At 72.6% G+C, this 25,729-nt stretch carries 21 protein-coding genes; 17 read left to right on the top strand and 4 right to left on the bottom strand.

Annotation, left to right across the window (positions count from 1 at the left end; translation table 11 throughout):
- The first annotated feature begins 265 nt into the window (after window positions 1–265).
- Window positions 266–655: a DUF3040 domain-containing protein gene (locus ACZ6Z8_RS06035; RefSeq protein WP_465606773.1), complete on the top strand. Its 390-nt coding sequence runs from the start codon at window positions 266–268 to the stop codon at window positions 653–655.
- A gap of 145 nt (window positions 656–800) precedes the next feature.
- On the opposite strand, the gene ACZ6Z8_RS06030 is transcribed toward ACZ6Z8_RS06035, so the two are convergent.
- The 4 genes from ACZ6Z8_RS06030 to ACZ6Z8_RS06015 form a co-directional block, all read right to left on the bottom strand.
- Entirely contained in the window at window positions 801–3,239 is a 2,439-nt protein-coding gene (locus ACZ6Z8_RS06030) for a transglutaminase TgpA family protein (RefSeq protein ID WP_465606771.1), read from the bottom strand.
- Window positions 3,236–4,558, bottom strand: a complete 1,323-nt coding sequence (locus ACZ6Z8_RS06025) for a DUF58 domain-containing protein (RefSeq protein WP_465606769.1) — start codon at window positions 4,556–4,558, stop codon at window positions 3,236–3,238. The genes ACZ6Z8_RS06030 and ACZ6Z8_RS06025 overlap by 4 nt, the downstream gene beginning before the upstream one ends.
- A 1-nt stretch (window position 4,559) precedes the next feature.
- On the bottom strand, window positions 4,560–5,531 hold the full coding sequence (locus ACZ6Z8_RS06020; RefSeq protein WP_402816249.1) for an AAA family ATPase: 972 nt from the start codon (window positions 5,529–5,531) through the stop codon (window positions 4,560–4,562).
- Window positions 5,532–5,882: 351 nt separating this feature from the next.
- Window positions 5,883–6,425: a beta-class carbonic anhydrase gene (locus tag ACZ6Z8_RS06015; protein WP_465606768.1), complete on the bottom strand. Its 543-nt coding sequence runs from the start codon at window positions 6,423–6,425 to the stop codon at window positions 5,883–5,885.
- Window positions 6,426–6,963: 538 nt separating this feature from the next.
- Between ACZ6Z8_RS06015 and rsmH the strand changes: the two genes are divergently transcribed.
- The 16 genes from rsmH to ACZ6Z8_RS05935 all read left to right on the top strand — a co-directional run bounded on the left by rsmH (window position 6,964) and on the right by ACZ6Z8_RS05935 (window position 25,517).
- On the top strand, window positions 6,964–7,938 hold the full coding sequence (gene rsmH, locus ACZ6Z8_RS06010) for a 16S rRNA (cytosine(1402)-N(4))-methyltransferase RsmH (protein WP_465606766.1): 975 nt from the start codon (window positions 6,964–6,966) through the stop codon (window positions 7,936–7,938).
- Window positions 7,939–8,070: 132 nt separating this feature from the next.
- Window positions 8,071–8,616, top strand: a complete 546-nt coding sequence (gene ftsL, locus ACZ6Z8_RS06005; protein WP_465606764.1) for a cell division protein FtsL — start codon at window positions 8,071–8,073, stop codon at window positions 8,614–8,616.
- Complete coding sequence (locus ACZ6Z8_RS06000) at window positions 8,613–10,865, top strand: peptidoglycan D,D-transpeptidase FtsI family protein (RefSeq protein ID WP_465606763.1); 2,253 nt, start codon at window positions 8,613–8,615, stop codon at window positions 10,863–10,865. Before ftsL ends, ACZ6Z8_RS06000 begins: the two co-directional genes overlap by 4 nt.
- A gap of 6 nt (window positions 10,866–10,871) precedes the next feature.
- Window positions 10,872–12,524, top strand: coding sequence for a UDP-N-acetylmuramoyl-L-alanyl-D-glutamate--2,6-diaminopimelate ligase (locus ACZ6Z8_RS05995; RefSeq protein ID WP_465606761.1), 1,653 nt, complete (start codon window positions 10,872–10,874; stop codon window positions 12,522–12,524).
- Window positions 12,521–13,924 (top strand): UDP-N-acetylmuramoyl-tripeptide--D-alanyl-D-alanine ligase, encoded by a 1,404-nt coding sequence (locus tag ACZ6Z8_RS05990; RefSeq protein WP_465606759.1) that lies wholly within the window; start codon window positions 12,521–12,523, stop codon window positions 13,922–13,924. Before ACZ6Z8_RS05995 ends, ACZ6Z8_RS05990 begins: the two co-directional genes overlap by 4 nt.
- The gene (gene mraY / locus ACZ6Z8_RS05985) at window positions 13,924–14,985 is read left to right on the top strand and encodes a phospho-N-acetylmuramoyl-pentapeptide-transferase (RefSeq protein ID WP_030282883.1); all 1,062 of its coding nucleotides are present in this window, start codon (window positions 13,924–13,926) and stop codon (window positions 14,983–14,985) included. Before ACZ6Z8_RS05990 ends, mraY begins: the two co-directional genes overlap by 1 nt.
- Complete coding sequence (gene murD, locus ACZ6Z8_RS05980; protein WP_465606757.1) at window positions 14,982–16,424, top strand: UDP-N-acetylmuramoyl-L-alanine--D-glutamate ligase; 1,443 nt, start codon at window positions 14,982–14,984, stop codon at window positions 16,422–16,424. Before mraY ends, murD begins: the two co-directional genes overlap by 4 nt.
- Window positions 16,425–16,500: 76 nt before the next feature.
- Window positions 16,501–17,841 carry a putative lipid II flippase FtsW gene (gene ftsW / locus ACZ6Z8_RS05975; protein WP_465606755.1) on the top strand — a complete coding sequence of 447 codons (1,341 nt, stop codon included), beginning with the start codon at window positions 16,501–16,503 and terminating at the stop codon, window positions 17,839–17,841.
- 6 nt (window positions 17,842–17,847) lie between these two features.
- Window positions 17,848–18,954 carry an undecaprenyldiphospho-muramoylpentapeptide beta-N-acetylglucosaminyltransferase gene (gene murG / locus ACZ6Z8_RS05970; protein ID WP_030282889.1) on the top strand — a complete coding sequence of 369 codons (1,107 nt, stop codon included), beginning with the start codon at window positions 17,848–17,850 and terminating at the stop codon, window positions 18,952–18,954.
- Window positions 18,947–19,726 (top strand): cell division protein FtsQ/DivIB, encoded by a 780-nt coding sequence (locus ACZ6Z8_RS05965; protein WP_465606753.1) that lies wholly within the window; start codon window positions 18,947–18,949, stop codon window positions 19,724–19,726. The genes murG and ACZ6Z8_RS05965 overlap by 8 nt, the downstream gene beginning before the upstream one ends.
- A gap of 363 nt (window positions 19,727–20,089) precedes the next feature.
- Window positions 20,090–21,325 (top strand): cell division protein FtsZ, encoded by a 1,236-nt coding sequence (ftsZ, locus tag ACZ6Z8_RS05960; RefSeq protein WP_465606751.1) that lies wholly within the window; start codon window positions 20,090–20,092, stop codon window positions 21,323–21,325.
- Window positions 21,322–22,053 (top strand): peptidoglycan editing factor PgeF, encoded by a 732-nt coding sequence (gene pgeF / locus ACZ6Z8_RS05955; protein WP_465606750.1) that lies wholly within the window; start codon window positions 21,322–21,324, stop codon window positions 22,051–22,053. The genes ftsZ and pgeF overlap by 4 nt, the downstream gene beginning before the upstream one ends.
- Complete coding sequence (locus ACZ6Z8_RS05950; protein WP_465606748.1) at window positions 22,053–22,841, top strand: YggS family pyridoxal phosphate-dependent enzyme; 789 nt, start codon at window positions 22,053–22,055, stop codon at window positions 22,839–22,841. The genes pgeF and ACZ6Z8_RS05950 overlap by 1 nt, the downstream gene beginning before the upstream one ends.
- Before the next feature lie 296 nt (window positions 22,842–23,137).
- Window positions 23,138–23,746: a cell division protein SepF gene (locus ACZ6Z8_RS05945; RefSeq protein WP_030282899.1), complete on the top strand. Its 609-nt coding sequence runs from the start codon at window positions 23,138–23,140 to the stop codon at window positions 23,744–23,746.
- A 98-nt stretch (window positions 23,747–23,844) separates the two neighbouring features.
- Window positions 23,845–24,126 carry a YggT family protein gene (locus tag ACZ6Z8_RS05940; RefSeq protein ID WP_030282903.1) on the top strand — a complete coding sequence of 94 codons (282 nt, stop codon included), beginning with the start codon at window positions 23,845–23,847 and terminating at the stop codon, window positions 24,124–24,126.
- 59 nt (window positions 24,127–24,185) lie between these two features.
- Window positions 24,186–25,517 carry a DivIVA domain-containing protein gene (locus ACZ6Z8_RS05935; RefSeq protein WP_465606746.1) on the top strand — a complete coding sequence of 444 codons (1,332 nt, stop codon included), beginning with the start codon at window positions 24,186–24,188 and terminating at the stop codon, window positions 25,515–25,517.
- Window positions 25,518–25,729 lie beyond the last annotated feature (212 nt).

Below are 25,729 nucleotides of genomic sequence, written 5' to 3'. Positions count from 1 at the left end.
AGTCGTCCGGCGTTGAGCGGGGTGCGGTACCGGCCGCCCGAAGTGGCCCGGCCCACGCGGCGCAGACCACTCCGTTACGGGCCCACGGACCGTATGATCTGGGTAAAGCCGGAAAGCATGACAGCCGGACGCGTGGGGCATATGGACGACACGGGCCGGGTCCCCCACACGGGCGTCCGACCGTGTGCCCAAGGCTGATTGGACTGGCCTCCCCGACCGGGGTGGCGGACCGGTCGCACCCGCGACCGACGAGTAGGAGGACTCCGTGCCGCTCTCGGAGCACGAGCAGCGACTGCTCGACCAGATGGAGCGAGCGCTGTATGCCGAAGATCCCAAATTCGCGTCGGCGCTTGAGGGAACCGGGCTGCGCACCTACACCCGTCGGCGGGTCTACCTGGCCGTCGCCGGATTCGTGGTGGGGATCGGCCTGCTGATGGGCGGCATGGTCGTTCCGGACCAGATCTGGGTCAGCGTCGTGGGGTTCCTGGTGATGCTCGGGTGCGCGGTGTTCGCCGTGACCGGCTGGCGCCGCGGGCCCGCGGGCCAGGGCTCCGGCCCCCGCCAGGCCGCCGTCCCGCGCCGCAAGGCCGGGATGATGGACCGGGTGGAGCAGCGCTGGCAGCGACGCCGGGACGAGCAGACCGGCGGCCTCTGAGCCGTACCGGTCAGGGCCGGAACACAGCCGGCCGGGACCGACCCGGGACCACGCCGGGACCACGTCGGGACCACCGAGGACCGTTGCGAACGAGAGCCGGGGCGGGCAGTCGATCGACTGCCCGCCCCGGCTCTCGCACGTCCCGTCAGGCCCCGGGGCCGGACCGCTCACGCCGGGTGAACACCCGCCGGACCGGGCCGGTGACCGCGTCGACGGCCCGTCCGGTGCGGGTGGCGACGGCCGTCCGGGCCGACCGCACCGCGTCGGCGATCCGCCACCACAGCTGGGCCGAGGACGGCGGCAGCAGCAGCGCCCGGATCCGCCCGCGTCGGCCGGCGTCGGCCTGGAGGGCGCGCCGCGCGGTGCGGACGTCGGCGGCCAGCGGTGCCGTGGTGACCTGACCGGCCGGGGCGTAGAGCACGCGCTCGGTGGCCAGCGCCAGTCGCCCGGCGGCGGCCGCCGCCTCCGCGTCCAGGTGCGCCGTCTCGGTGATCCGGCGGGCGGCCGAGCGCGGGGTGCGTGACTCGTCCGGGGGAATTCCGAGGTCCCAGGCGGAGTCGATCAGCTCGTCCCAGGCGGCCAGCACCTGGGCGTCGGTGAGCTCGGTCGGGCCGTCCCCGCCGGGGCGGCGCCGCCCGCCGCCGCCGAGCCGGCGACGGCGCACGGCGGTGCGCCAGAACATCGGGACGAGCAGCAGGGCGATCAGTGCCAGCACCACGGCCAGGGTGCCGAGCACCTGACCGGACAGCAGCCAGGACTCCTCGGCGGCCTGGCTGACGACCTTGCCCTTGGGACCGCAGTCGCCCAGCTGGCGCTGCTTGGCGGTGCAGTCCGTGCTGCTGGACGGTGCCGGGGCGGCTGCCGCGCTGGTCGCCGCGACGGTCGGCTGCTGGGTGGGCGCCGTGGTCGGGACGCTGGACGCCTCGGTGTAGCGGGCCGGGACGCCCCGGCTCGGGGTCGGTTCGAAGCGCATCCAGCCGTAGCCGGAGAAGTACAGCTCGGGCCAGGCGTGGTACATCCGGCCGGTGACCGAGTAGTTCTTGCCGTCCTTGCTGTCGCCGGGGGTGAAGCCGACCGCGACCCGGGCGGGGATCTTCAGCACCCGGGCCATCGCCGCCATGGTGGAGGCGAAGTGCACGCAGAAGCCCCGGCGGTCGCGCAGGAAGACGGCGATCGCGTTGCTGCCGGTGCCGCCCTCGACCGAGGTGTCGTACTTGAACTGCGGGCTGGTGAACCAGTTCACCAGCGCCGTCGCCCGGTCGTAGTCGTTGCGGGCGTTGGCGGTGACCGACCTGGCCTGGTCCGCGACCACCGACGGCAGGTCGGAGGGGAGGGCCGTGTAGTGCTCCCGGACGTCCTGGGGCGCGAGCGGCGCGGTGCGCAGCTCGTCGGCGGTGGGCCGCAGGTCCAGCGCGCTGACCTGGTAGTGCAGCCCGCGGATGGCCTTGTCGTTGGCCGGCAAGAGGGTGCCGGTCATCGGGTCGAGCTTCCACTCGTTGCGGTTGGGGAGCGTGACCGAGGCGGCCGGGTACGGCATCGGCAGCCAGCTCTTCTCCAGTTGGTCGCTGACCTGGAATTCGCCGTTGATCCGGGGGACGTTGGGGTCGTGCAGTCCCTCGGGGGAGGGCAGGGTGACCGGGAGGTCGCGGACCACGGGGCTGCTGAGCTTCCAGTTGGTGCCGTCGAACTGGTCCAGCGAGCCGGTGCGCAGGTAGGTCTGGTCGGCGAGGTCGCTGTCCAGGGTGTAGGTGAGCAGCTCGTTGTTGCTCGGCTTGGTGATCGCGGACTCCAGGCTGACCATCGGATCGAGGCTGGTCGCCACGCTGCCCCCGGTGCCGCTGCCGGACGACCCGCCCGAGCCGGAGTCCAGCAGGCCGAGGTCCCAGCGCGGCAGGAAGACCGGCAGCAGCAGCGCCAGCGCCAGCGCCAGGACGCCGACCTGCTGGCCGCCCAGGCTGATCCGGTTGGAGGTGACCGTGCCGCGCGCGCCGCCGCGGAAGACCCGGCCCCAGCGGGAGACCCGGTCCTGGCCCTCGGCGAACAGCAGCGCCAGGTAGCCGGCCGCGGCGAGGCAGAACCAGACCCAGCTGCCGTGCTCCGCGGCCAGGGCGTTGCCGATCGAGAACAGCGCCAGCAGCGGCAGCCCGGCCAGCGCCGCGCGCCGGTAGGTCACCGCGATGGTGTCCACCAGTACGGCGATCAGGCCGACCGCCGAGACCAGGATCAGCCGCAGGCCCGCCGTCGGCGGGGCCGGGATGGCGTACTGCCCGATGTCGTCGATGCCGGAGGAGAACACCCGGCCCAGCACGCGCAGCGCGTTCGCCCCGGGCAGCACGCCCGCGGTCATCGCGGAGCCGGCGAAGCCGATCAGCATCAGCAGGAGCAGCACCAGCAGCTGGGCCACCGGCACCGACCAGCGGTACAGCGGGGAGCGGCGCATGCCCACGCCGACGGCCGAGAGCACCCCGACGACCAGGACGGCGTGGGTGAGCCAGCTGCGGGTGGTCAGCAGCGGCAGCATGCACAGCGAGGCGAGGGTGGTGGCCAGCGCCGAGTAGACGGTCAGTTTGGCCCGGGTGGTCACGCGCCGGCCTCTTCTCGGTAGGGGGCGGTGGTCTTGGCGCCGTCGGCGGCCCGCCACAGGTCCGGCAGGGAGTCGCCGGCCCGGACCGGCAGGACCGTCCAGCCGGCCGCGCGTAGCTCCCGCACCCGGTCGCGGAACGGGTCGCCGCCGGTGTCGGGGGCGATCATCCGCAGGCCCGTCCAGGTGCCGGTGTCGAGGAGGAGGGCGATGGCCCCGCCGGTGCGGCTGCGCAACCGGCCCAGCCGGGCGGCCTGGGCCTGGTCCAGGTCGCCGAGGACGGCGACCAGCAGGCCCTCACCGCCGGCCCGCAGCGGCTCCTCGGCGCGGGAGAGCCCGGCGCCGTCGGACAGGTCGGCGATCGCCAGGGCGTCCAGGATCAGCCCGGAGGTGTCGGCGGCGAGGTTCTGCCCGCCGGCGCCGGGCCCGGGCACCGACTGACCGGTGTCGGTGAGCAGCTGGGTCTGGTAGCCGCGCTCCAGCAGGTGCACGGCGACGGACGCGGCGCAGCTGACCGCCCACTCGAAGGAGGAGGCCGGGCCGCTGCCCCGGTGGCCCACCTCGCGGGTGTCCAGCAGGACGGTGGCGCGGGCCTTCTGCGGCTGCTCCTCGCGGCGCACCATCAGCTCGCCGTACCGGGCGGTGGAGCGCCAGTGCACCCGGCGCAGATCGTCGCCGGGGCGGTACTCGCGCAGGATCACGTCGTCGTCCCCGGCCAGCGCCAGCGTACGGGCGTGGTTCTCGCCCTGGCCGTTCCACTCGCCGGTCAGCCGTACCTGCGGCAGCGTCTGCACCTGGGGGACGACGGTGAGCACGTCGGAGGCGGCGAAGCCGCGGTTGACCTCGCACATCCCGAACGGGTCGGACAGCCGCAGCTGCAGCGGCCCGAGCGGGTAGCGGCCGCGCAGGTCGGAGCGGACCCGGTAGGAGACCTCGCGGAAGCCGCGCGGCTCGACCCGGTCCAGCACGAAGCGCGGGCGCGGCCCGAGCACGTACGGGACCTTGTCCTCCAGGAGCAGCAGCCCGGTGGGCACCCGGGAGACGTTGTCCACCCGCAGGTGGACCCGGGCCTCCTGGCCGGCGATCGCCCGGTGCGGGCTGAGCCGGCGTCCGCTGGCCACCCGGTAGCGGGTGTTGGCGACCACCAGGGCGGCGGCCAGCGGCAGCGCGGCGAGCAGCACGCCGACCCGCAGCAGCGCGTCCTGGTCGAGCACGTAGGCGCAGACCATCGCGGTCAGCCCGGCCGCCAGGAAGGAGCGGCCCCGGGTGGTGAGGCCGCGCAGTCCGTCCCGCAGTCCGCCGGACCGGTCGGATGGGGCCACCTCAGCCCCTCCGGACGGCCGGGCCGCCCTGCGGGCGCGGCAGCGGCAGCCGGGCGACCAGGTCGGTCACGATCTGCTCGGAGCTGCGGCGGCCGAGCTGGGTCTCGGCGGTCGGCATCAGGCGGTGGGCCAGGACCGGGACGGCCAGGCGCTGGATGTCGTCCGGGGTGACGTAGTCCCGCCCGTCCAGCGCGGCGGCGGCGCGGGCGGCCCGGACCAGGTGCAGGGTGGCGCGCGGCGAGGCGCCCAGCCGCAGCTCGGGGCTGGTGCGGGTGGCGCCGACCAGGTCGACGGCGTAGCGGCGGACCGGGTCGGCGATGTGCACGGTGCGGACCAGGTCGACCAGCTTGAGGATGTCGGCGGCGTGCGCGACCGGCTGGAGGTCGTCCAGCGGGTTGGTGCCGCCGTGCACGTCGAGCATCGCGAACTCGGCCTCGGGGCTGGGGTAGCCGATCGAGATCCGGGCCATGAAGCGGTCCCGCTGGGCCTCCGGGAGGGGGTAGGTGCCCTCCATCTCGACCGGGTTCTGGGTGGCCACCACCATGAACGGCGAGGGCAGCTCGTAGCTGGTGCCGTCGATGGTGACCTGGCGCTCCTCCATGGACTCCAGCAGCGCGGACTGGGTCTTGGGCGAGGCGCGGTTGATCTCGTCGCCGACCACGATCTGGGCGAAGATCGCGCCCGGGCGGAACTCGAAGTCGTGCCGCTGCTGGTCGTAGATGTTGGTGCCGGTGACGTCCGAGGGCAGCAGGTCGGGGGTGAACTGGATGCGGCGCACGGTGCAGTCCACGGACCGGGCGAGCGCCTTGGCCAGCATGGTCTTGCCGACGCCGGGCACGTCCTCCAGCAGCAGGTGGCCCTCGGCGAGCAGCACGGTCAGGGCGATCCGGACCGCCTCCGGCTTGCCCTCGATCACGCTCTCGATGTTGGCGCGGACCCGGTCCACGACCGCAGCGAGCTCGGCGAGCCCGATCCGCTGGTACCCGTTCGCCCTCTGGTCGCCCCCCGCAGGACTGCCGAGACCGGCCTGATCGCTGTAGCTCGTCACCCGTTTACGCTCCCTGGCACGCTGCGCCCGCCTCACCCGAGGCCGGACCCCACCCCATGCTTGACGCGACCGCCCCGGAGGCGGTTCCGATGGAGGATCCGGCGTCGGGCTGGCGGCCTGCGGCCCGGCCACCCCAGGTGGTTCGGGGTCTGACCGGCAGGCGCATTCTCCCCCGTTCGGGGGCCGGAAGTCACCATTCGGCCGTCGCTGAATGCTGTGACCCGCCCGCCCGCCTCCGCTCGGGGCGGGGCTGTGACCCGCCCGCCCGGGGGCCCGTCAGCGGATCTCGCGCAGGAGTCCGGTGTGGACGTCGAAGACGAAGCCGCGGACGTCGTCGGTGTGCAGCAGGAAGGGGGAGGTGCGGACCCGCTGCATGGACTGGCGGACGTCGCCGTCCAGGTCGACGAAGGACTCCACCGCCCACTGCGGGCGCTGGCCGACCTCCAGCTCCAGTTCCCGGCGGAAGTCCTCGGTGAGCCCGAGCAGGCCGCAGCCGGTGTGGTGGATCAGCGCGACCGAGCGGGTGCCCAGGGCGCGCTGGCTGATGGTCAGGGACCGGATGGTGTCGTCGGTGACGACGCCGCCGGCGTTGCGGATGACATGGGCGTCACCCAGTTCGAGGCCGAGCGCCGCGAAGAGGTCGAGGCGGGCGTCCATGCAGGCCACCACGGCGATCTTCTGGACGGGGCGGGCGTCCATGCCGCCGTCCCGGAAGGTCACCGCGTACTCGCGGTTGGCCGTGACGAAGCGGTCGATGATGGTCGGTCTCGGGGAGTCGGCAGCGGCGTTCGGCGTGGGCCGGTCGGGAGTCACTGTCATGGGGGCGACGTTAGTGCGAACCGGGGCCGAGCGGTGGGGCGGAGAGCTACAGAACGCGTCGCTGTGATCGAGCGCATAGCGACAACGGCACGGTTTGTCCGGGCTGGTCCCGGAGTGGGTTCGTGCCCGGTCGCTCGACGGGGCGCGCGGCGCTCGCCGGGGGCCCCCGGCCGGCGGCCCCGCCGGACCGCCCCGACGGCCGCGACCTGCGGTGATCCGTACCGCCGCCCGGGTGGTGCGCCGGAGCGGGCCATTGACTGGGAGGGCCCGCGCGATAGAGTTGCGGCGCGTTGAGCACACCCGCCGGAGCCCGTCAACCGGGCGTCAGCCGGGCGGTGTGGCCCGTCCGATGCGGCCCGTGGCCTCCACCCGCTCCGTGTTCACCTGGCGCACCTTCCCCGGTGCCGGGCGGCCACGACCTTCCCCCTGAGCGGGCGGGGACCACGGGCCGCGTCGTCGTGCGGGCGGGCGGTGGGCGAGAATGGTCGGAGCTCCCGGACGACGGGCTGCTCCGCACCGAGGAAGGGCGCCACCGCGCATGACCACCAACGAACCGGGTCCCAAGCACGTTCCGGTGATGCTGCAGCGGTGCATGGACGCGTTGGCCCCGGCGATCTCGCGCCCCGGCGCCGTGGTGGTGGACGCCACCCTCGGCCTCGGCGGCCACAGCGAGGCGCTGCTGACCCAGTTCCCGGAGGTCCGGCTGGTCGCGGTGGACCGCGACCCGCAGGCGCTGAAGCTGTCCGGCGAGCGGCTGGCCCCGTTCGGGGACCGGGCCACCCTGGTGCACGCCGTGTACGACGAGATCCCCGAGGTGCTGGAGCGGCTGGGCATCGACCGGGTGGACGGCGTGCTGTTCGACCTCGGCGTCTCCTCGATGCAGCTGGACGAGGCCGACCGCGGCTTCGCCTACGCCCAGGACGCCCCGCTGGACATGCGGATGGACCAGACCCGGGGGATCAGCGCGGCGGAGGTGCTCAACACCTACAGCCACGGTGACCTGGCCCGGATCCTCAAGGTGTACGGCGAGGAGCGGTTCGCCGGCAAGATCGCCTCGGTCATCGTGCGGGAGCGGGAGAAGGAACCGTTCACCAACAGCGCGCGTCTGGTCGAGTTGGTGCGCAACGCCATTCCGGCGGCGACCCGCCGGACCGGCGGGAACCCGGCCAAGCGGACCTTCCAGGCGCTGCGGATCGAGGTCAACGGCGAGCTGGAGGTCCTGGACCGGGCGATCCCGGGGGCGCTGGACGTCCTCGCGCTCGGCGGCCGGATGGTGGTGATGTCGTACCAGTCGCTGGAGGACCGGCTGGTGAAGCAGTACTTCGCCGCCGGGGCGACCAGCACCGCCCCGCCGGGGCTCCCGATCATCCCGGAGGAGCACCAGCCCTGGCTCAAACTGATCACCCGCGGTGCCGAGCAGGCCACCGAGGAGGAGATCGAGGAGAACCGGCGCGCCGCGCCCGTGCGGCTGCGGGTGGCGGAGAGGATCAGGGACCGAAGCAAGCGGGGCTGAGGATCGGCTCCGGCGGGGTCCGAAGGGCGGAGGAGAGCGGTGGGGCCGGTGGCCGGTGAGGTCCGGGCGGGGCGGGGAGGACTCCCCGGGCAGGGCAGGGCGCGGATCACGGTCCGGCCGGGGCGGCGCCCCGTGCGGGGGCGCACGCCGTTCGCGGTGCTCGTGGTGGTGCTGCTGGCGGCGGGGCTGCTCGGACTGCTGGCGCTGAACACGGCCCTCAACGAGGGCTCCTTCGAGCTGTCCCGGCTGCAGAAGCAGACCACCAAGGCGACCGACGAGCAGCAGAGCCTCCAGCTCGAAATCGACCAGAGCTCGGCCCCCGACGCGCTGGCCAAGCGGGCCGGCGAGCTGGGCATGGTCCCGGCCGGCGGGATGGCCTTCCTGGACGTGCCGAACGGCGGCAGGGTGACCGGCACGCCCGGCCCGGCCCAGGACAGCCCGCCGGTGAAGAAGTCGACGGTCGATCCGTGGCCGTCGAAGCCCACGCCGGGGGACCGGAGACCGGCCCAGGCCCAGCCCTCGGCCCAGCCGAGCAGCTCACCGAGCGCCCAGCCGTCGGCACAGCCGACCGGCCAGGCGCCCGCGCCGCCGACCCCGGCGGCCTCGGCCGGTGACTCGGTGATCCAGCTCAACCCGGTGTCGCCCGCGCCGGCCCAGCACGGGGGTGGTACCCGATGACGACGCCCCGTCAGCCGTCCGGTTCCGGTTCGGGCTCCGGCCGTCGGCAGCCGCCGCGCACCGGAGCGGCCAGACCCGTCGCGGGGCGCGGCCAGCCCGCGAAGGGGCAGCCGGCCAAGGGCCAGGCCGCCAAGGGCCAGGCCGCCAAGGGCCAGGCCCCGAAGAGCCAGCCCGCGAAGCCCCAGCCCGCGAAGGCCCAGCCCGTGCGGAGCCAGTCGGCCAAGGCGCAGCCCGCCAAGAGCGCCGCCGCGGGCCGCACCCCGCGCGCGCCGCAGCAGCGCCGCCCGGAGGGCCGTCCGCCGACCCGTGGCCAGGCGGCGGTGCGGCCGCGCCCGAAGTCCCGGCCGCCGCAGCGCCCCAGTGCGCTGAAGCTGGCCGAGCCGAAGCGCCGGCTGCGGGTGATCACGGTGGCGCTGTCGCTGGTGTTCTCGGTCTTCGCCGGGCGCCTGGTGCAGCTCCAGCTGGTGGACGCCGACGCGCTGGCCGCCGACGCGAACACCAACCGCTACCAGAACGTCCCGATCACCGCCGAGCGCGGCTCGATAACGTCCTCCGACGGCGTGGCGCTGGCCGCCACCGTGGACGCGTACGACATCACCGCCGACCCGGCGATGTTCACCCCCGAGGCGACCGGCATCCCGGACGCGCCGGAGCAGGCGGCCGCGCTGCTGTCGCCGATCATCGGCGTGCCCAAGGACAGGATCGCCGCCGACCTCCACACGCCCAAGACCCGCTACAAGCGGCTCGCCACCCAGCAGACCCCGGCCGCCAAGAACCAGATCAGCGACCTCAAGTCGAGCCTGGAGAAGCAGGCCGGCTCGCGTGCCTGCCAGGCGCAGAAGAAGCTGCTCGGCAAGCCCGCCGACCAGGGCGGCCGCACCCGGGTGGACAACGAGTGCGCCAACCCGCTGGCCGGGGTGTTCAACCGGGAGACCCAGAAGCGGATCTACCCGGCCGACGGGCTGGCCGCGAACCTGGTCGGCTTCGTCAACGGCGAGGGCGAGGGCGCCGGCGGGCTGGAACTGCAGTACCAGAAGCAGCTGGCCGGCAAGGACGGCCACAGCAGCTACGCCCAGGCGGGCGGCCGGCTGGTGCCCACCGCCGGCGGCTCGATGGATCCGGCCGTGCCCGGCAGCGACATCAAGCTGACCATCAACCGGGACGTCCAGTGGGCGGCCCAGCGGGCGATCACCGACCAGGTGGCCAACTCCGGCGCGGAGAAGGGCTACGTCGTCGTCCAGGACGTGAAGACCGGCCAGGTCATCGCGATGGCCAGCTCGCCCGGCTTCAACCCCAACGACCTGAGCCTCGCCAAACAGTCCCAGATGGGCAACCCGGCCCTGGTGGACGCCTACGAGCCGGGCAGCACCGCCAAGCTGATGAGCCTGGCCGCCGTCCTGGACTCGGGCAAGGCCAACTGGGACACCAGGGTCACCGTGCCCAACCGGCTGGTCCGGGCCGGGCAGCAGTTCAAGGACGACGTCGAGCACGGCGACTGGTACCTGACCCTCGCCGGGGTGCTCGCCAAGTCCTCCAACATCGGCACCATCGAGGCCGTCGAGACCCTCGGCGACGGCGACCAGCTGAAGGCCAACCAGATCCTGGACGGCTACATGCGCAAGTTCGGGGTGGCCCAGCCGACCGGCCTCAACTTCCCCGGGGAGACCCCGGGCAAGCTCAAGAAGCCGGAGGACCTGGTCGCCTCGGAGAAGTACAACATCGCCTTCGGCCAGGGCCCGCTGCAGATGAACGCGCTGCAGGCCACCTCGGTGTACTCGACCATCGCCAACGGCGGGGTCCGGGTCGCGCCCAGCATCGTCCAGGGCATCACCGGGCCGGACGGCAAGTACACCGCGACCCCGCCCGGCGAGCAGACCCGGGTGGTCAGCGAGCAGACCGCGAAGACCCTCACCTCGATGCTGGAGTCGGTCATCGACGACGAGCAGGGCACCGGCGGCAAGGCCGCCATCCCCGGCTACCGGGTCGCCGGCAAGACCGGCACGGCCAACCGGGGGGCCGCCGACGGCAAGGGCTACGACGGCTACACCGCCTCCTTCATCGGCTTCGCCCCGGCCGACGCCCCCCGCTACACCGTCTCCTGTACCCTCCAGGGCCCGGTCAACGGCCACTTCGGCGGCCAGCTGTGCGGCCCGGTGTTCAAGCAGGTGATGGAGTTCACCCTGAAGACCATGCAGGTCCCGCCGAGCGGGAGCCCGGCACCGAACCTGCCCGTCGAGTGGAAGCCGTGAGCGAGGATGAGCAACCAGCGGGCCGGTCTGGACGGCGGCGCGGCGAAGGCCCGGTTTGGCCCTGGGCACCCTTCGGCGGATAGCCTTCCCGCCGTGCCGAAACCCGATCAAACCACCGTGAGTCCGCCCCGCCCGACCGGGACCGCCGCCCTGCCGCTCGCCGAGCTGGCCGCCCGGCTGGGTCTGCCGCCCGTGGAGGGCGGCGCCGTCACCGGTGTCACCCACGACTCCCGTGCGGTGCGCCCCGGTGACGTGTACGTGGCCTTCCCGGGCGCCAACCACCACGGCGCGGCCTTCGCCGGCAAGGCCGCGGAGGCCGGCGCGGTGGCCGTGCTGACCGACCCGGCGGGCGCCGAGCTGGCCGCCCCCACCGGCCTGCCGCTGCTGGTCGTCGACCGGCCGCGGGCCCGGATGGGCGAACTGGCCGCGATCGTCTACGGCCACCCCTCCGAGCGGCTGCTGATGATCGGGCTGACCGGCACCAACGGCAAGACCACCACCTCGTACCTGGTCGAGGGCGGTCTGCGCGGTGCCGGGCGCAGCCCGGGCGTGATCGGCACCGTCGAGATGCGGGTCGGCCAGGAGCGGATCAAGAGCGAGCGCACCACCCCCGAGGCCACCGACCTGCACGCGATCCTCGGCGTGATGGCCGAGCGCGGCGCGGACGCGGTGACCATGGAGGTCTCCAGCCACGCCCTGGTCTTCGGCCGCACCGACGGGGTGGCGTACGACGTCGCGCTGTTCAACAACCTCACGCCCGAGCACCTCGACTTCCACCCGGACATGGAGGACTACTTCCAGGCGAAGGCCCGGCTGTTCGAGCCCGGCAAGTCCCGCCGCGGCGTGGTCAACCTGGACGACGAGTACGGCCGCCGGCTCGCCGCCGAGGCGAAGATCCCGGTGACCACCTTCTCCGCGACCGGCGACGCCGGGGCGCACTGGCGGGCCCTGGACGTCCAGCTCGGCCCGACCGGCTCCACCTTCCGGGTGGTCGGCCCGGACGGCGCCGAGGCGGACGCCTCCGTCCCGCTGCCCGGCCCGTTCAACGTCGCCAACGCGCTGGCCGCGATCACCGTGCTGGTCGCCGCCGGGCTGCCGCTGGACCGGGCGGTGGCCGGCGTCGCCGCCGTGGCCGGCGTGCCGGGCCGGCTGGAGCGGGTGGACGCCGGACAGCCGTTCGTCGCGGTGGTCGACTACGCCCACAAGCCGGACGCCCTGGAGGCCGTCCTCGGCTCGCTGCGCGAGGTCACCAAGGGCCGGCTGCACGTCGTGGTCGGCTGCGGCGGCGACCGCGACCCGCACAAGCGCGGCCCGATGGGCGCCATCGCCGCCCGGCTCGCCGACACCGCCCTGCTGACCAGTGACAACCCGCGCAGCGAGGACCCGCTGGCGATCCTCGCCAGCATGCTGACCGGCGCCGCCGCGGTGCCCGAGGCCGAGCGCGGGGACGTCCTGGTCGTGCCCGACCGGGCCGAGGCGATCGAGCTCGCGGTGGCCCGCGCCCAGGCGGGGGACACCGTGCTGGTGGCCGGCAAGGGCCACGAGCTCGGCCAGTACGTACGAGACGAGATCCGCCCCTTCGACGACCGGGAGGTGCTGCGCGAATCCATCGCGCGGACCACGGCCGCCCGGGGCGACCGAGGAGTAGAGCAGCAGTGATCGCACTGACCCTCGCCGAGGTGGCGGCCGCCGTCGGAGGCACCCTGGCCGGAGCCGACCCGGACACCCTGGTCACCGGCCCGGTCGAGGTCGACTCGCGGAAGGTGAGCCCCGGCGGCCTGTTCGCGGCCTTCGTCGGCGAGAACGTGGACGGCCACGACTACGCCGTCACGGCGGTCGAGGCCGGCGCCGTCGCGGTGCTGGCCTCCCGCCCGGTCGGCGTGCCCGCCGTCCTGGTCGACAGTGTGGTGGAGGCGCTCGGCCGGCTGGCCCGGGCCGTGGTCTCCCGCGCCTCGGGCACCGCCGTGGTCGCGCTGACCGGCTCGGCCGGCAAGACCAGCACCAAGGACCTGATCGGCCAGCTGCTCCAGCGCCACGGCGAGACCGTCTTCCCGCCCGGCTCGCTGAACAACGAGATCGGTCACCCGATGACCGCGCTGCGGGTCGAGGAGAGCACCCGGCACCTGGTGATGGAGATGGGCGCCCGGCACAAGGGCGACATCGAGTACCTCACCTCGATCACCCCGCCGCGGATCGGCCTGGTCCTCAACGTCGGCACCGCCCACCTCGGCGAGTTCGGCTCCCAGGAGGCGATCGCCGAGGCCAAGGGCGAGCTGGTCGAGGCGCTGCCCGCCGACGGCGCCGCGATCCTCAACGCGGACGACCGGCTGGTGCGCGCGATGGCCTCCCGCACCAAGGCGAAGGTGGTGCTGTTCGGGGAGTCCCCGGACGCCCACGTCCGGGCGACCGACGTTCGCCTGGACGCCACCGGACGGCCATCGTTCACGCTCACCACCCCGGCCGGTTCCGCGCCCGTCCAGCTGCGCCTGTACGGTGAGCACCACGTCTCGAACGCCCTCGCCGCCGCCGCGGTGGCGACGGAGCTCGGGATGACCGTCGACGACACCGCGGCAGCCCTGGGCGAGGCGGGTGCGCTGTCCCGCTGGCGCATGGAGGTCGTCGACCGGGCCGATGGTGTCACCGTCGTCAACGACGCCTACAACGCGAACCCCGACTCGATGCGGGCCGCGCTGCGGGCGCTGGTCTCGATCGGCGGCCGCGGTCCGGAGCGCCGCCGCACCTGGGCGGTGCTCGGCGAGATGCGGGAGCTCGGCGAGGACAGCCTGGCCGAGCACGACGCCATCGGGCGGCTCGCCGTCCGGCTGGACGTCACCAAGCTGGTGGCGGTCGGCGGACGCGAGGCGGCCTGCATGGAACTCGGCGCGAGGAACGAAGGTTCGTGGGGTGAGGAGTCGGTGCTGGTGTCCGACGCGGACGCGGCGGTCGAGCTGCTGCGCAGTCAGCTTCGGCCGGGGGATGTGGTCCTGGTGAAGGCGTCCCGTTCGGTGGGGCTGGAGAAGGTGGCCGAGGCCCTCCTGGCGGACGGTGCTGCCCGATGATGAAGCAGATCCTCTTCTCCGGGATGATCGGCCTGATCCTCTCGCTGGTCGGCACGCCCGCCCTGATCAAGCTGCTGGCCCGGCAGGGCTACGGCCAGTACATCCGTGACGACGGCCCCAAGGCGCACCACAGCAAGAAGGGCACGCCCACCATGGGCGGCATCGCCTTCATCCTGGCGACCCTGATCGCGTACTTCGCCACGAAGGCGATAACGGGCGACACCCCGACCGCCTCGGGGCTGCTGGTGCTCTTCCTGACCGCGGGCCTCGGCCTGGTGGGCTTCCTGGACGACTACATCAAGGTCGTCAAGCGCCGCTCCCTCGGCCTGCGGGCCAAGGCGAAGCTGGCCGGCCAGTCGATCGTCGGCCTGGTGTTCGCCGTCCTGGCGCTGCAGTTCCACGACGACCGCGGGCTCAGCCCGGCCTCCGAGAAGCTGTCCTTCGTCCGCGACTTCAGCTGGTCGATCGGCCCGGTGCTGTTCGTCATCTTCGCGTACTTCATGATCGCGGCGACCTCCAACGGCGTGAACCTGACGGACGGTCTGGACGGCCTCGCCACCGGTGCCTCGGTGATGGCCTTCGGCGCCTACACCTTCATCGGCGTCTGGGAGTACACCCAGAGCTGCGCGTACTTCATCTCCGCCACCGGCGCCTGCTACGACGTCCGGGACCCGCTGGACCTCGCGGTGGTCGCCTCGGCCCTGATGGGCTCCTGCTTCGGCTTCCTGTGGTGGAACACCTCGCCCGCCAAGATCTTCATGGGTGACACCGGCTCGCTCGCCCTCGGCGGCGCCCTGGCCGGCCTCGCGATCTGCTCGCGCACCGAACTGCTGCTGATCATGCTCGGCGGCCTGTTCATGATCATCACCCTCTCGGTGATCATCCAGGTCGGCTCCTTCCGGATGACCGGCAAGCGCGTCTTCAAGATGGCACCACTGCAGCACCACTTCGAACTCAAGGGCTGGAGCGAGGTCCTGGTCGTGGTCCGTTTCTGGATCATCCAGGGCCTGTGCGTGGCCGTCGGCCTCGGCCTCTTCTACGCGGGATACCGGACCGGATGACGAACCCTGACTTCGACAACCTGCCCGTGGTGGTCGCCGGCCTCGGCGTCTCGGGCATCAGCGCCGCGCGCGTCCTGAACGGACTCGGCGCCCGCGTCACCGTGGTGGACGGCGGCAGCGGCGAGGGCCTGCGGGCCCGCGCCGCGGAGCTGGAGGCCGCCGGCGTCGCGGTGCGCCTGGGCGACGGCGCCAGCCTGCCCGAGGGCACCGAGCTGATCGTCACCTCGCCCGGCTGGGCCCCCGACAGCCCGCTGTTCGCCGCCGCGGAGGCGGCCGGGGTGCCGGTCTGGGGCGACGTCGAGCTGGCCTGGCGGCTGCGCAGGCCGCTGCCGGGCACCGGCGAGCCCGCCCCCTGGCTGGCCGTCACCGGCACCAACGGCAAGACCACCACCGTCCAGATGCTCGCCTCGATCCTCACCGCCGCCGGCAAGCGCACCGCCGCCGTCGGCAACGTCGGGGTCTCGGTGCTGGACGCGGTCCTCGCCGAGGAGCCGTACGACGTGCTCGCCGTCGAGCTCTCCAGCTACCAGCTGCACTGGGCGCCCTCGCTGCGCCCGCACTCGGCGGCCGTGCTCAACCTGGCCCCGGACCACCTCGACTGGCACGGCTCGATGGAGGCGTACGCCGCCGACAAGGGCCGGATCTACGAGGGCAACGTGGTGGCCTGCGTGTACAACCTGGCCGACCCGGCCACCGAGGCGCTGGTCCGGGAGGCCGACGTCGAGGAGGGCTGCCGGGCGATCGGTTTCGGCCTCGGCGCGCCGAGCCCGTCGAACTTCGGCGTGGTGGACGGCCTGCTGGTGGACCGCGCCTTCGTCGATGACCGGGCCAAGAACGCGGCCGAGCTGGGCTCGGTCGAGGACGTGAACCCCCCGGCCCCGCACAACATCGCCAACGCGCTCGCGGCGGCCGCGCTGGCCCGGGCGTACGGGGTCGAGCCGAAGGCCGTCCGGGAGGGCCTGCGGGCCTTCCGTCCGGACGCCCACCGGATCGCCGAGGTCGGTACGGTCCGCGAGGTCACGTACGTCGACGACTCCAAGGCCACCAACACCCACGCCGCCGCGGCCTCGCTGGCGGCCTACCGGCCGATCGTCTGGATCGCCGGGGGACTGGCCAAGGGCGCGACCTTCGACGACCTGGTGCAGGGCGCGGCCGAGCGGCTGCGCGCGGTCGTGCTGATCGGGCAGGACCGGGCGCTGATCCGCGAGGCGCTGGAGCGACACGCTCCGGATGTGCCGGTGATCGAGGCGGCCGAGGGCCAGACTGGCGCGGTGGCGATGGCCGAGGTCGTTCGAACGGCCGCATCGCTCGCTCGATCGGGTGACACGGTGCTGCTCGCTCCGGCCTGCGCGTCGATGGACATGTTCACCAACTACGGCGAGCGCGGCGACCTCTTCGCGGCGGCCGTCCGGGAGCTGGCGGACTCCGGCGGCGCGTGAGGGGCCTTTCGGGGCGAACGAGCCGCATGAAGAGGAACGGGGAGCGGTGGCGGGGCAGGGCAGGGCGGATTCCGGCGTGACGAAGCAGGACGCCGCCGAGCCGTGGCGAGTGATCTCCGCCACCACGACCAAGTACAAGTCGGCCGGTCCGCTGGGACGGTTGCGGGCCTTCCGGGCCCGCGTCCGGTACTGGCTGGACCGGCCGCTCACGCCGTACCTGCTGGTGGTCGGGAGCACCCTGCTGCTGGTCGTGCTCGGCCTGATGATGGTCTTCTCGGCCTCGCAGATCCTGGCGCTGAACCAGCACCACACCGCGCAGTACTACTTCCTCAAGCAGCTGATCGCGGCCATCCTCGGCCTGGTCCTGCTGGTCGGCTTCGCCTCCGTCCCGGTGGCGGTGCTGCGGGTGATCGTCTACCCGGTGATGTTCGGGGTGATCGGGGCGCTCGCGCTGGTCGCCGTGCCCGGCATCGGGGTGCGGATCAACGGCAACCAGAACTGGCTGGATTTCGGCTTCTTCCAGTTCCAGCCCTCCGAGTTCGCCAAGCTCGCACTGGTGCTCTGGGGCGCCGACCTGCTCGCCCGCAAGCAGAAGGCCGGCACCCTCAGCTCCTGGAAGCACCTGCTGGTGCCGCTGGTGCCGGGCGCCCTGCTGCTGCTCGCGCTGATCATGATCGGCGGTGACATGGGCACCTCGATGATCCTGGTGGCCATGGTGTTCGCGCTGCTGTGGATGGTCGGCGCACCGCTGCGGCTGTTCGTGGCCACCCTCGGGGTGGCGGTCGTGGTCTGCACCGCCCTGGTGATCACCGTCCCGCACCGGGCCGAGCGGCTGGGCTGCATCGGCGTCACCAAGCTCGACCCGGAGGGCGCCTGCTTCCAGGCCCTGCACGGCGTGTACTCGTTCGCGCTCGGCGGCGGCTTTGGCACCGGCCTGGGCGCCGGCGTGGAGAAGTGGGGCCAGCTGCCCGAGGCGCACACCGACTTCATCTTCGCCGCGACCGGCGAGGAACTGGGCCTGGTGGGGACGCTGTCGGTGATCGGTCTCTTTGCGGCACTAGGCTACGCGGGTATCCGTGTGGCCATCGGCACGAAGGATCCCTTCGTCAGGTACGCCGCGGGAGCCGCCACCACCTGGATCATGGCGCAGGCCATGATCAACCTGGGGTCGGCGCTGGGACTGCTGCCCATCGCGGGCGTCCCGCTCCCGCTGTTCTCCTACGGCGGTTCCGCCATGCTGTCGGCCATGTCCGCGATCGGGGTGCTGCTGTGCCTGGCACGCAGCTCCTCGGGTGCGAAGGCGGCCCTGGCCGCCCGGAGCAAGAACTCCCGGGTCAGGAAGCGACTGGCCCGGGTGCTGCCACGACGACGAACCACAGCGCGCCCGGTCCCCGGGCCGGCACGCAGGGAGCGGTGAATTTCGGTGCATGTCGTACTCGCCGGCGGGGGGACCGCCGGTCACATCGAGCCGGCCATGGCCCTCGCGGACGCCCTCCGCAGGCACGACCCGTCCATCGGGATCACCGCCCTGGGCACCGAGAAGGGGCTGGAGACCCGACTGGTGCCCGAGCGCGGCTACCAGCTGGAGCTCATCCCGGCCGTCCCGCTGCCCCGCAAGCCCACCCCCGAGCTGATCACCGTCCCCGGCCGGCTGCGCGGCACCGTGCGGGCCGCCCAGGAGATCATCGAGCGGGTCAACGCCGACGCCGTGGTCGGCTTCGGCGGCTACGTCGCGATGCCCGCCTATCTGGCCGCCAAGCGGGCCGGTGTGCCGATCGTGGTGCACGAGGCCAACGCCCGCCCGGGCCTGGCCAACAAGATCGGCGCCCGCTACACCGACTTCGTCGCGGTCTCCACCCCGGACAGCAAGCTGCGCGACTCCCGGTACATCGGCATCCCGCTGCGGCGGACCATCGCCACCCTGGACCGCAACGCCACCCGGCCGGAGGCCCGCCAGTACTTCGGCCTCGACCAGCGGCTGCCCACCCTGCTGGTCTCCGGCGGCTCCCAGGGCGCGCGCCGGCTCAACGAGACCATCACCGCGATCGCCCCGCGGCTGCAGCAGTACGGCGTGCAGATCCTGCACGCGGTGGGCCCGAAGAACGAGCTGCCGCAGGTCGCCGACGTCCCCGGGATGCCGCCGTACCGGGCGGTGCCGTACGTCGACCGGATGGACCTCGCCTACGCGGCGGCCGACCTGATGCTCTGCCGGGCCGGCGCCATGACGGTGGCCGAGCTGGCGGCCGTCGGCCTGCCCGCCGCCTTCGTGCCGCTGCCGATCGGCAACGGCGAGCAGCGGCTGAACGCCCAGCCGATGGTCAAGGCCGGTGGCGGCCTGCTGGTGGACGACGCCGAGCTGACCCCGGACTGGGTGCTGCAGAACGTGCTGCCGGTGCTCACCGACCCGCAGCGGCTGTGGGACATGAGCCGGGCCGCCGCCGAGTTCGGCCGCCGGGACGCCGACGACCTGCTGGTCGGCATGGTCTACGAGGCGATCCAGGCCCACCGCGGCGGTCGCCGCCGTGGCTGACGGCCGGCTCGCCGACCCGTTGGAGGAGGAGCTGGAGGAGGAGGAGGAGTCCGCTCCCCGCCTCCGGCTCTCCCGGCGGGGCATCGTGGTGCTGAGCGTGCTCGGCGCCGCGTTGCTGGGCGTGCTGGCCTGGGTGGTGTTCTTCTCGTCGGTGCTGGACGTGCGCGACGTCGCCGTCCAGGGTGCGACCGACGACAAGCTGACGTCGGACCAGGTCCGCGACGCGGTCGGCGGGCTGGCCGACGGCCCGCTGGCCCGGGTCGACCTGGACGGCGTCCGGCACCGGGTGGAGGCGATCCCCCGGGTGGCGAAGGCCGAGGTCTGGCGGGGCTGGCCGCACACCCTGCAGGTCAAGGTGGTGCAGCGGACCGCGGTGGCCGCCGTCAAGGGGGATGACGGCCAGTTCACCCAGGTGGATGCCGCCGGCGTGAGCTTCGCCACCGAGGCGGCCGCGCCGCAGGGCGTGCCGGTGGTGGAACTGCGGCTCAGTCAGCCCGCGAAGGACGTGGACGGGGTGATCTCCCGGGCGCAGCTGGTGCAGGGCGCGGTGGCGGTGGCCGCCGGGCTCCCGCCGGAGATCGCCAAGCGGGCCGGATCGGTCCTGATCCACTCCTACGACGACATCGAACTGCAGCTCAGCGGGGGTGCGACGGTGCGTTGGGGAAGTCCCGAGCAGACCGACCGGAAGGCCCGGGTGCTGCTGGCGCTGATGAAGCAGAAGGGCACCGTGTTCGACGTGACCGCGCCGGAGGCGCCGGCGGTGTCGGGTTGATCCGCTAGATTCTGTGCCCGAGGGAGGGGTTGACGCCTCGAAGTGTCGGCCCGACCCTTGGTGGTCACCCCGGTTTCCGTTGCCGGCCGATGATCACATAGGCTCAAAAGAAAAAGGGAAGCTCGGCGTGTTCGTTGAAACGCGTGCCTGGAGCCACCTAGTGTCCTGTGTCACCAGACTGTGTCCGTTGGTGATGTGACGGAGGCACAGGACTAACCCTAAAGGTCAAGTTTAGGGTTGGGGTCGGCGGTCGGCATTTCGGACATTCAGTCAGAAACCAGGCTCCCTACCCATCGACATCCGTCGGTACGGCCCACCGTCGGGCCGCACCGACCCGGAAATTCGAGGCGAGAGGCCTTCGACGTGGCAGCACCGCAGAACTACCTCGCAGTCATCAAGGTCGTCGGAATCGGCGGCGGTGGTGTCAACGCCATCAACCGGATGATCGAGGTCGGTCTCAAGGGCGTCGAGTTCATCGCGATCAACACCGATGCGCAGGCCCTCCTCATGAGCGACGCCGACGTCAAGCTCGATGTGGGCCGTGAACTCACCCGGGGCCTCGGCGCCGGCGCCAACCCCGAGGTCGGCCGCAAGGCCGCCGAGGACCACCGCGAGGAGATCGAGGAGGTCCTCAAGGGGGCCGACATGGTCTTCGTGACCGCCGGCGAGGGTGGTGGCACGGGCACGGGCGGCGCGCCCGTCGTCGCCAACATCGCCCGCTCGCTGGGCGCCCTGACCATCGGCGTGGTCACCCGCCCCTTCACCTTCGAGGGCCGCCGCCGGGCCAACCAGGCCGAGGACGGCATCGCCGCCCTGCGCGAAGAGGTCGACACCCTCATCGTGATCCCCAACGACCGGCTGCTGTCCATCTCGGACCGCCAGGTCAGCGTGCTCGACGCGTTCCGCTCGGCGGACCAGGTCCTGCTCTCCGGTGTCCAGGGCATCACCGACCTGATCACCACCCCGGGTCTGATCAACCTCGACTTCGCGGACGTCAAGTCCGTCATGTCGGACGCCGGTTCGGCGCTCATGGGCATCGGCTCGGCCCGCGGCGAGGACCGCGCCAAGGCGGCCGCCGTGATGGCGATCTCCTCGCCGCTGCTGGAGGCCTCGATCGACGGCGCCCGTGGCGTGCTGCTGTCCATCTCGGGCGGCTCCGACCTCGGCCTGTTCGAGATCAACGAGTCGGCCCAGCTGGTCAGCGAGGCCGCCCACCCCGAGGCGAACATCATCTTCGGTGCCGTCATCGACGACGCGCTCGGCGACGAGGTGCGGGTCACCGTCATCGCGGCCGGCTTCGACGGTGGTCAGCCGCCGGCGATCGTCCGCGACCCGGTGGTGAAGTCCACCGCCCCCGCCGCCCCGGCCACCCCGCCGGCCGCCCCCGAGCGCCCGGCCGGCCGGCCGTCGTACGGGAGCATCGGCTCGGTGACGTCCCGCTCCGAGGGGGAGGCCCCGGCCGCCCCGGCGCGTTCGACCGAGACCACGGCCGGCACGGCCACCACCGCTCCGGTGCCGCCGCAGGTGCAGCAGTCGACCCGGCAGCCGTTCGTGGAGAGCCCGGCCGAGGAGCTCGACGTCCCGGACTTCCTTAAGTGATCGATCACGCGGTCCGCGCGGGTGCTCACTTCGCCTTCACCGATCGGTGGGGCGGGGTGAGCACTTCGCCGTACGGGGAGCTCAACCTCGGCGGCGCGGTCGGGGACGACCCGGAGGCCGTCCGGGAGAACCGGGCGATCGCGGCCCGGGAGCTGGGGCTGAACCCGGCCGACGTGGTCTGGATGAACCAGGTGCACGGCGCCGAGGTGGCCGTGGTGACGGAGCGCCAGCCGCTGGGGGAGGCCCCGACGGTGGACGCGGTGGTCACCGACCGGCCGCTCGCGCTCGCGGTGCTGACCGCGGACTGCACGCCGGTGCTGCTGGCCGACCCGGTGGCGGGCGTGGTGGGCGCGGCCCACGCGGGCCGGCCCGGGCTCGCGGCCGGAGTGGTGACCGCGGCCGTCGGGGCGATGGTCGAACTGGGGGCCGAACCGGCGCGGATCACCGCCGCCACCGGCCCCGCGGTCTGCGGCCGTTGCTACGAGGTGCCGGCCGAACTGCGCGCCGAGGTCGCCGGGATCGTCCCGGCGGCCTTCGCCGAGACCTCCTGGGGGACTCCGGCGCTGGACGTGCCGGAGGGAGTCGCGGCCCAGCTGGCCGCGGCGGGGGTCACCGAGCTGGTGCGGTCACCGGTCTGCACCCTCGAATCCGCCGATCACTTCTCCTATCGTCGCGAGCAGCGCACGGGCCGGCTCGCGAGCTACGTCTGGTTGGGCTCTGATCACTGATGACGAACGACATCTACGGACCGTTCCCGGGCAGCCCGGAGTTCCTGGAGGGGCTGACCGAGGGCCAGCGGGCCCGGTACGAGGAACTCGGCACCAACCTCGAAGTGGTCGAGCGCCGGATCGTGGACGCCTGCGCGGCCGCCGGACGTCCGCGCGAGGACGTCACCCTGATCGTCGTCACCAAGACCTACCCGGCCGAGGACAGCGCCCTGCTGGCCGGACTGGGTGTGACGGATGTCGCGGAGAACCGGGACCAGGACGCCGCGCCCAAGGCGGAACAGTGCAGAAACCTTCCTCTTGACTGGCACTTCGTCGGACAGCTGCAGACCAACAAGGTCCGCTCGGTCGTCCGGTACGCGAACCACGTGCACTCGGTGGACCGGCTGCGGCTGGTCGAGTCGCTCTCGGCGGCCGTGCTGAAGTCCGGGCGCCCGGAGCTGGGTTGCCTGGTGCAGGTGGCGCTGGACAAGGAGCACGGTGAGGGCGCGCACCGGGCCGGGGTCGCGCCCGAGGACGTGGCAGAACTCACCGACGCGATCGCCGACACGCCCGGGCTCCGTCTGGAGGGTGTGATGACCGTCGCTCCGCTGGCCGGTCCGCTGGCCGGAGACCCGGCCCGCGCCTTCGAGCGGCTGGCGGAAATCGCAACCGCCGTACGGGCGGCCCATCCGGCTGCCACCATGGTCTCCGCAGGGATGAGCGGTGACCTTGAGCAGGCGATTGCCGCCGGAGCGACACATGTGCGCGTCGGAACGGCGGTACTCGGAGTGAGGTCACCCCTCGGGTAACGTCACCGGGTAGTAGATCAGACTGCAGGACAAAATAGGACAGAAACTAGCAGCTTTCAGAAGCGCTAGCCAACCGTGGATCGCAGTTTCACGGCCCCACCCCAAGAACCCTGACGGCGTGTCGCCTTGACGGGCCGTCGCGGGCGGGCCGAGGAATCCGCAGGCAGGGCCGCGGCCCCGGCCGCAGGGACGGTTCGCACGGAGCGAGCGGAGCGAGCGACCGATGGAAGGTGCGCGGCTTCGCGGAGCAGCCACCGAGCGCCAGCGAGGTGGCCATGAGCGGAGGAGACAGGAGCATGGCCGGCGCAATGCGCAAGATGGCGGTCTACCTCGGCCTCGTGGAGGACGAGACGTACGACGGCCAGGGGTACGACCCCGACGACGACTACGACGCGGACCCCGAGCCGATCCGTACCGGGCAGCGGACCGAGGACATCCCCCGGCCGGCAGCCGCTCCCGCCCCCGCCCCGGTCTCCTCGATCACCCCGCAGCCGGTCCCGGCCGCGGTGCCGATCCGGCAGGAGACCCCGAGGATGGCCCCCGTGTCGTCCATCACACCCGAACGCCGCCACAACCTGGAGAAGAGCGCACCGGTGATCATGCCCAAGGTAGTGAACGAACGAGAGCCCTACCGCATCACCACGCTGCACCCCCGGACCTACAACGAGGCCCGTACCATCGGGGAACAGTTCCGCGGCGGTACCCCCGTGATCATGAATCTGACCGAGATGGACGACACGGACGCGAAGCGACTCGTAGACTTCGCCGCTGGACTCGTCTTCGGTCTGCACGGCAGTATCGAGCGCGTGACACAGAAGGTGTTCCTGCTGTCGCCTGCTAACGTCGATGTCACGGCGGAGGACAAGGCTCGGATCGCCGAGGGTGGGTTCTTCAACCAGAGCTGACCCGGCCACGACTTTAGGTGTGGATCTGATCAACAGTGGTTGGCGACAGGTGACGAGCGGCAGGCCCTAGGGCCCGGGACCGGGGAGAGGGAAACGCGATGGACATCGTGTGGGCGGTGCTCTACTACGCCCTGACCGTCTTCCTGGTGTTCCTGCTCGTTCGACTGGTCATGGACTGGGTCTTCCAGTTCGCGCGTTCGTGGCGGCCCGGCAAGGCCATGGTCCTGGTCCTGGAGGCCACGTACACTGTCACGGATCCGCCGCTCAAGCTTCTTCGGCGGTTCATCCCGCCGTTGCGTTTCGGGGGCGTGGCGCTCGACCTGTCCTTCTTCGTACTGATGATCATTGTGTATGTCCTGATCTCGCTTGTGCACCCCTAGTCGTAGGTGAGCGATGCGACAGGATGCCGGTGTGCCGACGATCACGTTGAGGTGAAGAGATGCCATTGACCCCCGAGGACGTTCGGAACAAGCAGTTCACGACCGTCCGCCTGCGTGAAGGCTATGACGAGGACGAGGTCGATGCCTTCCTCGACGAGGTCGAGGCGGAGCTGACCCGCCTCCTCCGGGAGAACGAGGACCTGCGCGCCAAGCTGGCCGCCGCGACTCGCGCCGCCGCGCAGAACCAGGCCAACATGCGGAAGGAGCCGCCGCAGGACGCCCAGCGTCCGGCCGCTCCCGTCCCGGCCGCCATATCCGGCCCGCCGGTCCCCGGCCAGCAGGGCCCGGGTGGCCCGCAGCAGATGGGCCCCGGCGGCCCGCAGCAGATGGGCCCCGGTGGTCCGCAGCAGCAGCAGATGGGCAACCAGCCGCTCGGCCTGCCCTCCGGCGCGCCGCAGCTCCCGGCCGGCCAGGGCGGTCCGATGGGCCCCGGCGGCCCGCAGCAGATGAACCAGACCATGGGCGGCCAGCAGCAGCTGGTCCAGCCGATGGGTGGTCAGATGCTCCAGCCCATGGGCGGTCCCGGTGGGCCGCAGCAGATGGGCAACCCGATGGGCCAGGGCATGGGCCAGCAGCAGATGCAGCCGATGGGCGGCCCCATGGGCGGCCCGCCGCAGCAGATGGGCGGCCCGCTCGGCGGCCCGATGCAGCAGCAGGGTCCCGGTGGCGACAGCGCCGCCCGCGTGCTCGCGCTCGCCCAGCAGACCGCCGACCAGGCGATCTCCGAGGCCCGTTCCGAGGCCAACAAGATCGTCGGCGAGGCGCGCAGCCGGGCCGAGGGTCTGGAGCGGGACGCCCGGGCCAAGGCCGACGCCCTGGAGCGGGACGCGCAGGAGAAGCACCGCGTCGCGATGGGGTCGCTGGAGTCCGCGCGGGCCACGCTGGAGCGCAAGGTCGAGGACCTGCGGGCGTTCGAGCGTGAGTACCGGACGCGTCTGAAGTCGTACCTGGAGACCCAGCTGCGTCAGCTGGAGTCGCAGGCCGACGACTCGCTCGCGCCGCCGCGGATCCCCGCCACCGCGTCGCTGCCGCCGGCGGCGTCGTCGATGGCACCGGCCGGGGGGTCGATGGGCTCTGCGCCTTCCTTCGGTGGGAACCAGCCTTCGTTCGGTGGTAACTCGCCGTCGTTCGGTGGGCAGAGTTCCTTCGGTGGGAACGCGCCGGCGCCTTCCTTCGGTGGGCAGGGCGGTGGCAACAGTGGTGCGCCGCAGATGCAGCCGGCGGGGATGACCCAGCCGATGGCGGCCGTCCGGCCGCAGCCGCCGCAGCCGATGCAGCAGGCTCCGGCGCCCATGCGGGGTTTTCTGATTGATGAGGACGGCGACAACTGAGGTTGTAGCTGGGGTTTTTGGGGCGTCCCCTTTCTGGCCTTCGGGTTGGGGAGGGGGCGTCCTTTTTGGTGTTCGGGGGTGGGGTTGGGGGGTGGGGGGTGTTGGTTGTTCGGAGGGCTTTCGGGAGGGTGGGTGACGCCGGGGGCGGTTCCGGGGGTGGGTGCTCCGGGGGCTGGGTGATTTTCAGACTGCCGACTCTCATCGTGGGGGGC

Source organism: Kitasatospora sp. NPDC101108, from assembly GCF_055584725.1.
The sequence above is the reverse complement of the archived record's forward strand: the minus strand, read 5'-3'. Positions and strand labels throughout refer to the sequence as shown.

Bases quoted from the DNA above. Each gene is read 5' to 3' on its own strand.
- ACZ6Z8_RS06015 (WP_465606768.1), bottom strand. From the start codon at position 6,425: ATGACAGTGACTCCCGACCGGCCCACGCCGAACGCCGCTGCCGACTCC.
- rsmH (WP_465606766.1), top strand. From the start codon at position 6,964: ATGACCACCAACGAACCGGGTCCCAAGCACGTTCCGGTGATGCTGCAG.
- ACZ6Z8_RS06000 (WP_465606763.1), top strand. From the start codon at position 8,613: ATGACGACGCCCCGTCAGCCGTCCGGTTCCGGTTCGGGCTCCGGCCGT.
- ACZ6Z8_RS05995 (WP_465606761.1), top strand. From the start codon at position 10,872: ATGAGCAACCAGCGGGCCGGTCTGGACGGCGGCGCGGCGAAGGCCCGG.
- mraY (WP_030282883.1), top strand. From the start codon at position 13,924: ATGAAGCAGATCCTCTTCTCCGGGATGATCGGCCTGATCCTCTCGCTG.
- murD (WP_465606757.1), top strand. From the start codon at position 14,982: ATGACGAACCCTGACTTCGACAACCTGCCCGTGGTGGTCGCCGGCCTC.
- ACZ6Z8_RS05950 (WP_465606748.1), top strand. From the start codon at position 22,053: ATGACGAACGACATCTACGGACCGTTCCCGGGCAGCCCGGAGTTCCTG.
- ACZ6Z8_RS05945 (WP_030282899.1), top strand. From the start codon at position 23,138: ATGGCCGGCGCAATGCGCAAGATGGCGGTCTACCTCGGCCTCGTGGAG.
- ACZ6Z8_RS05940 (WP_030282903.1), top strand. From the start codon at position 23,845: ATGGACATCGTGTGGGCGGTGCTCTACTACGCCCTGACCGTCTTCCTG.
- ACZ6Z8_RS05935 (WP_465606746.1), top strand. From the start codon at position 24,186: ATGCCATTGACCCCCGAGGACGTTCGGAACAAGCAGTTCACGACCGTC.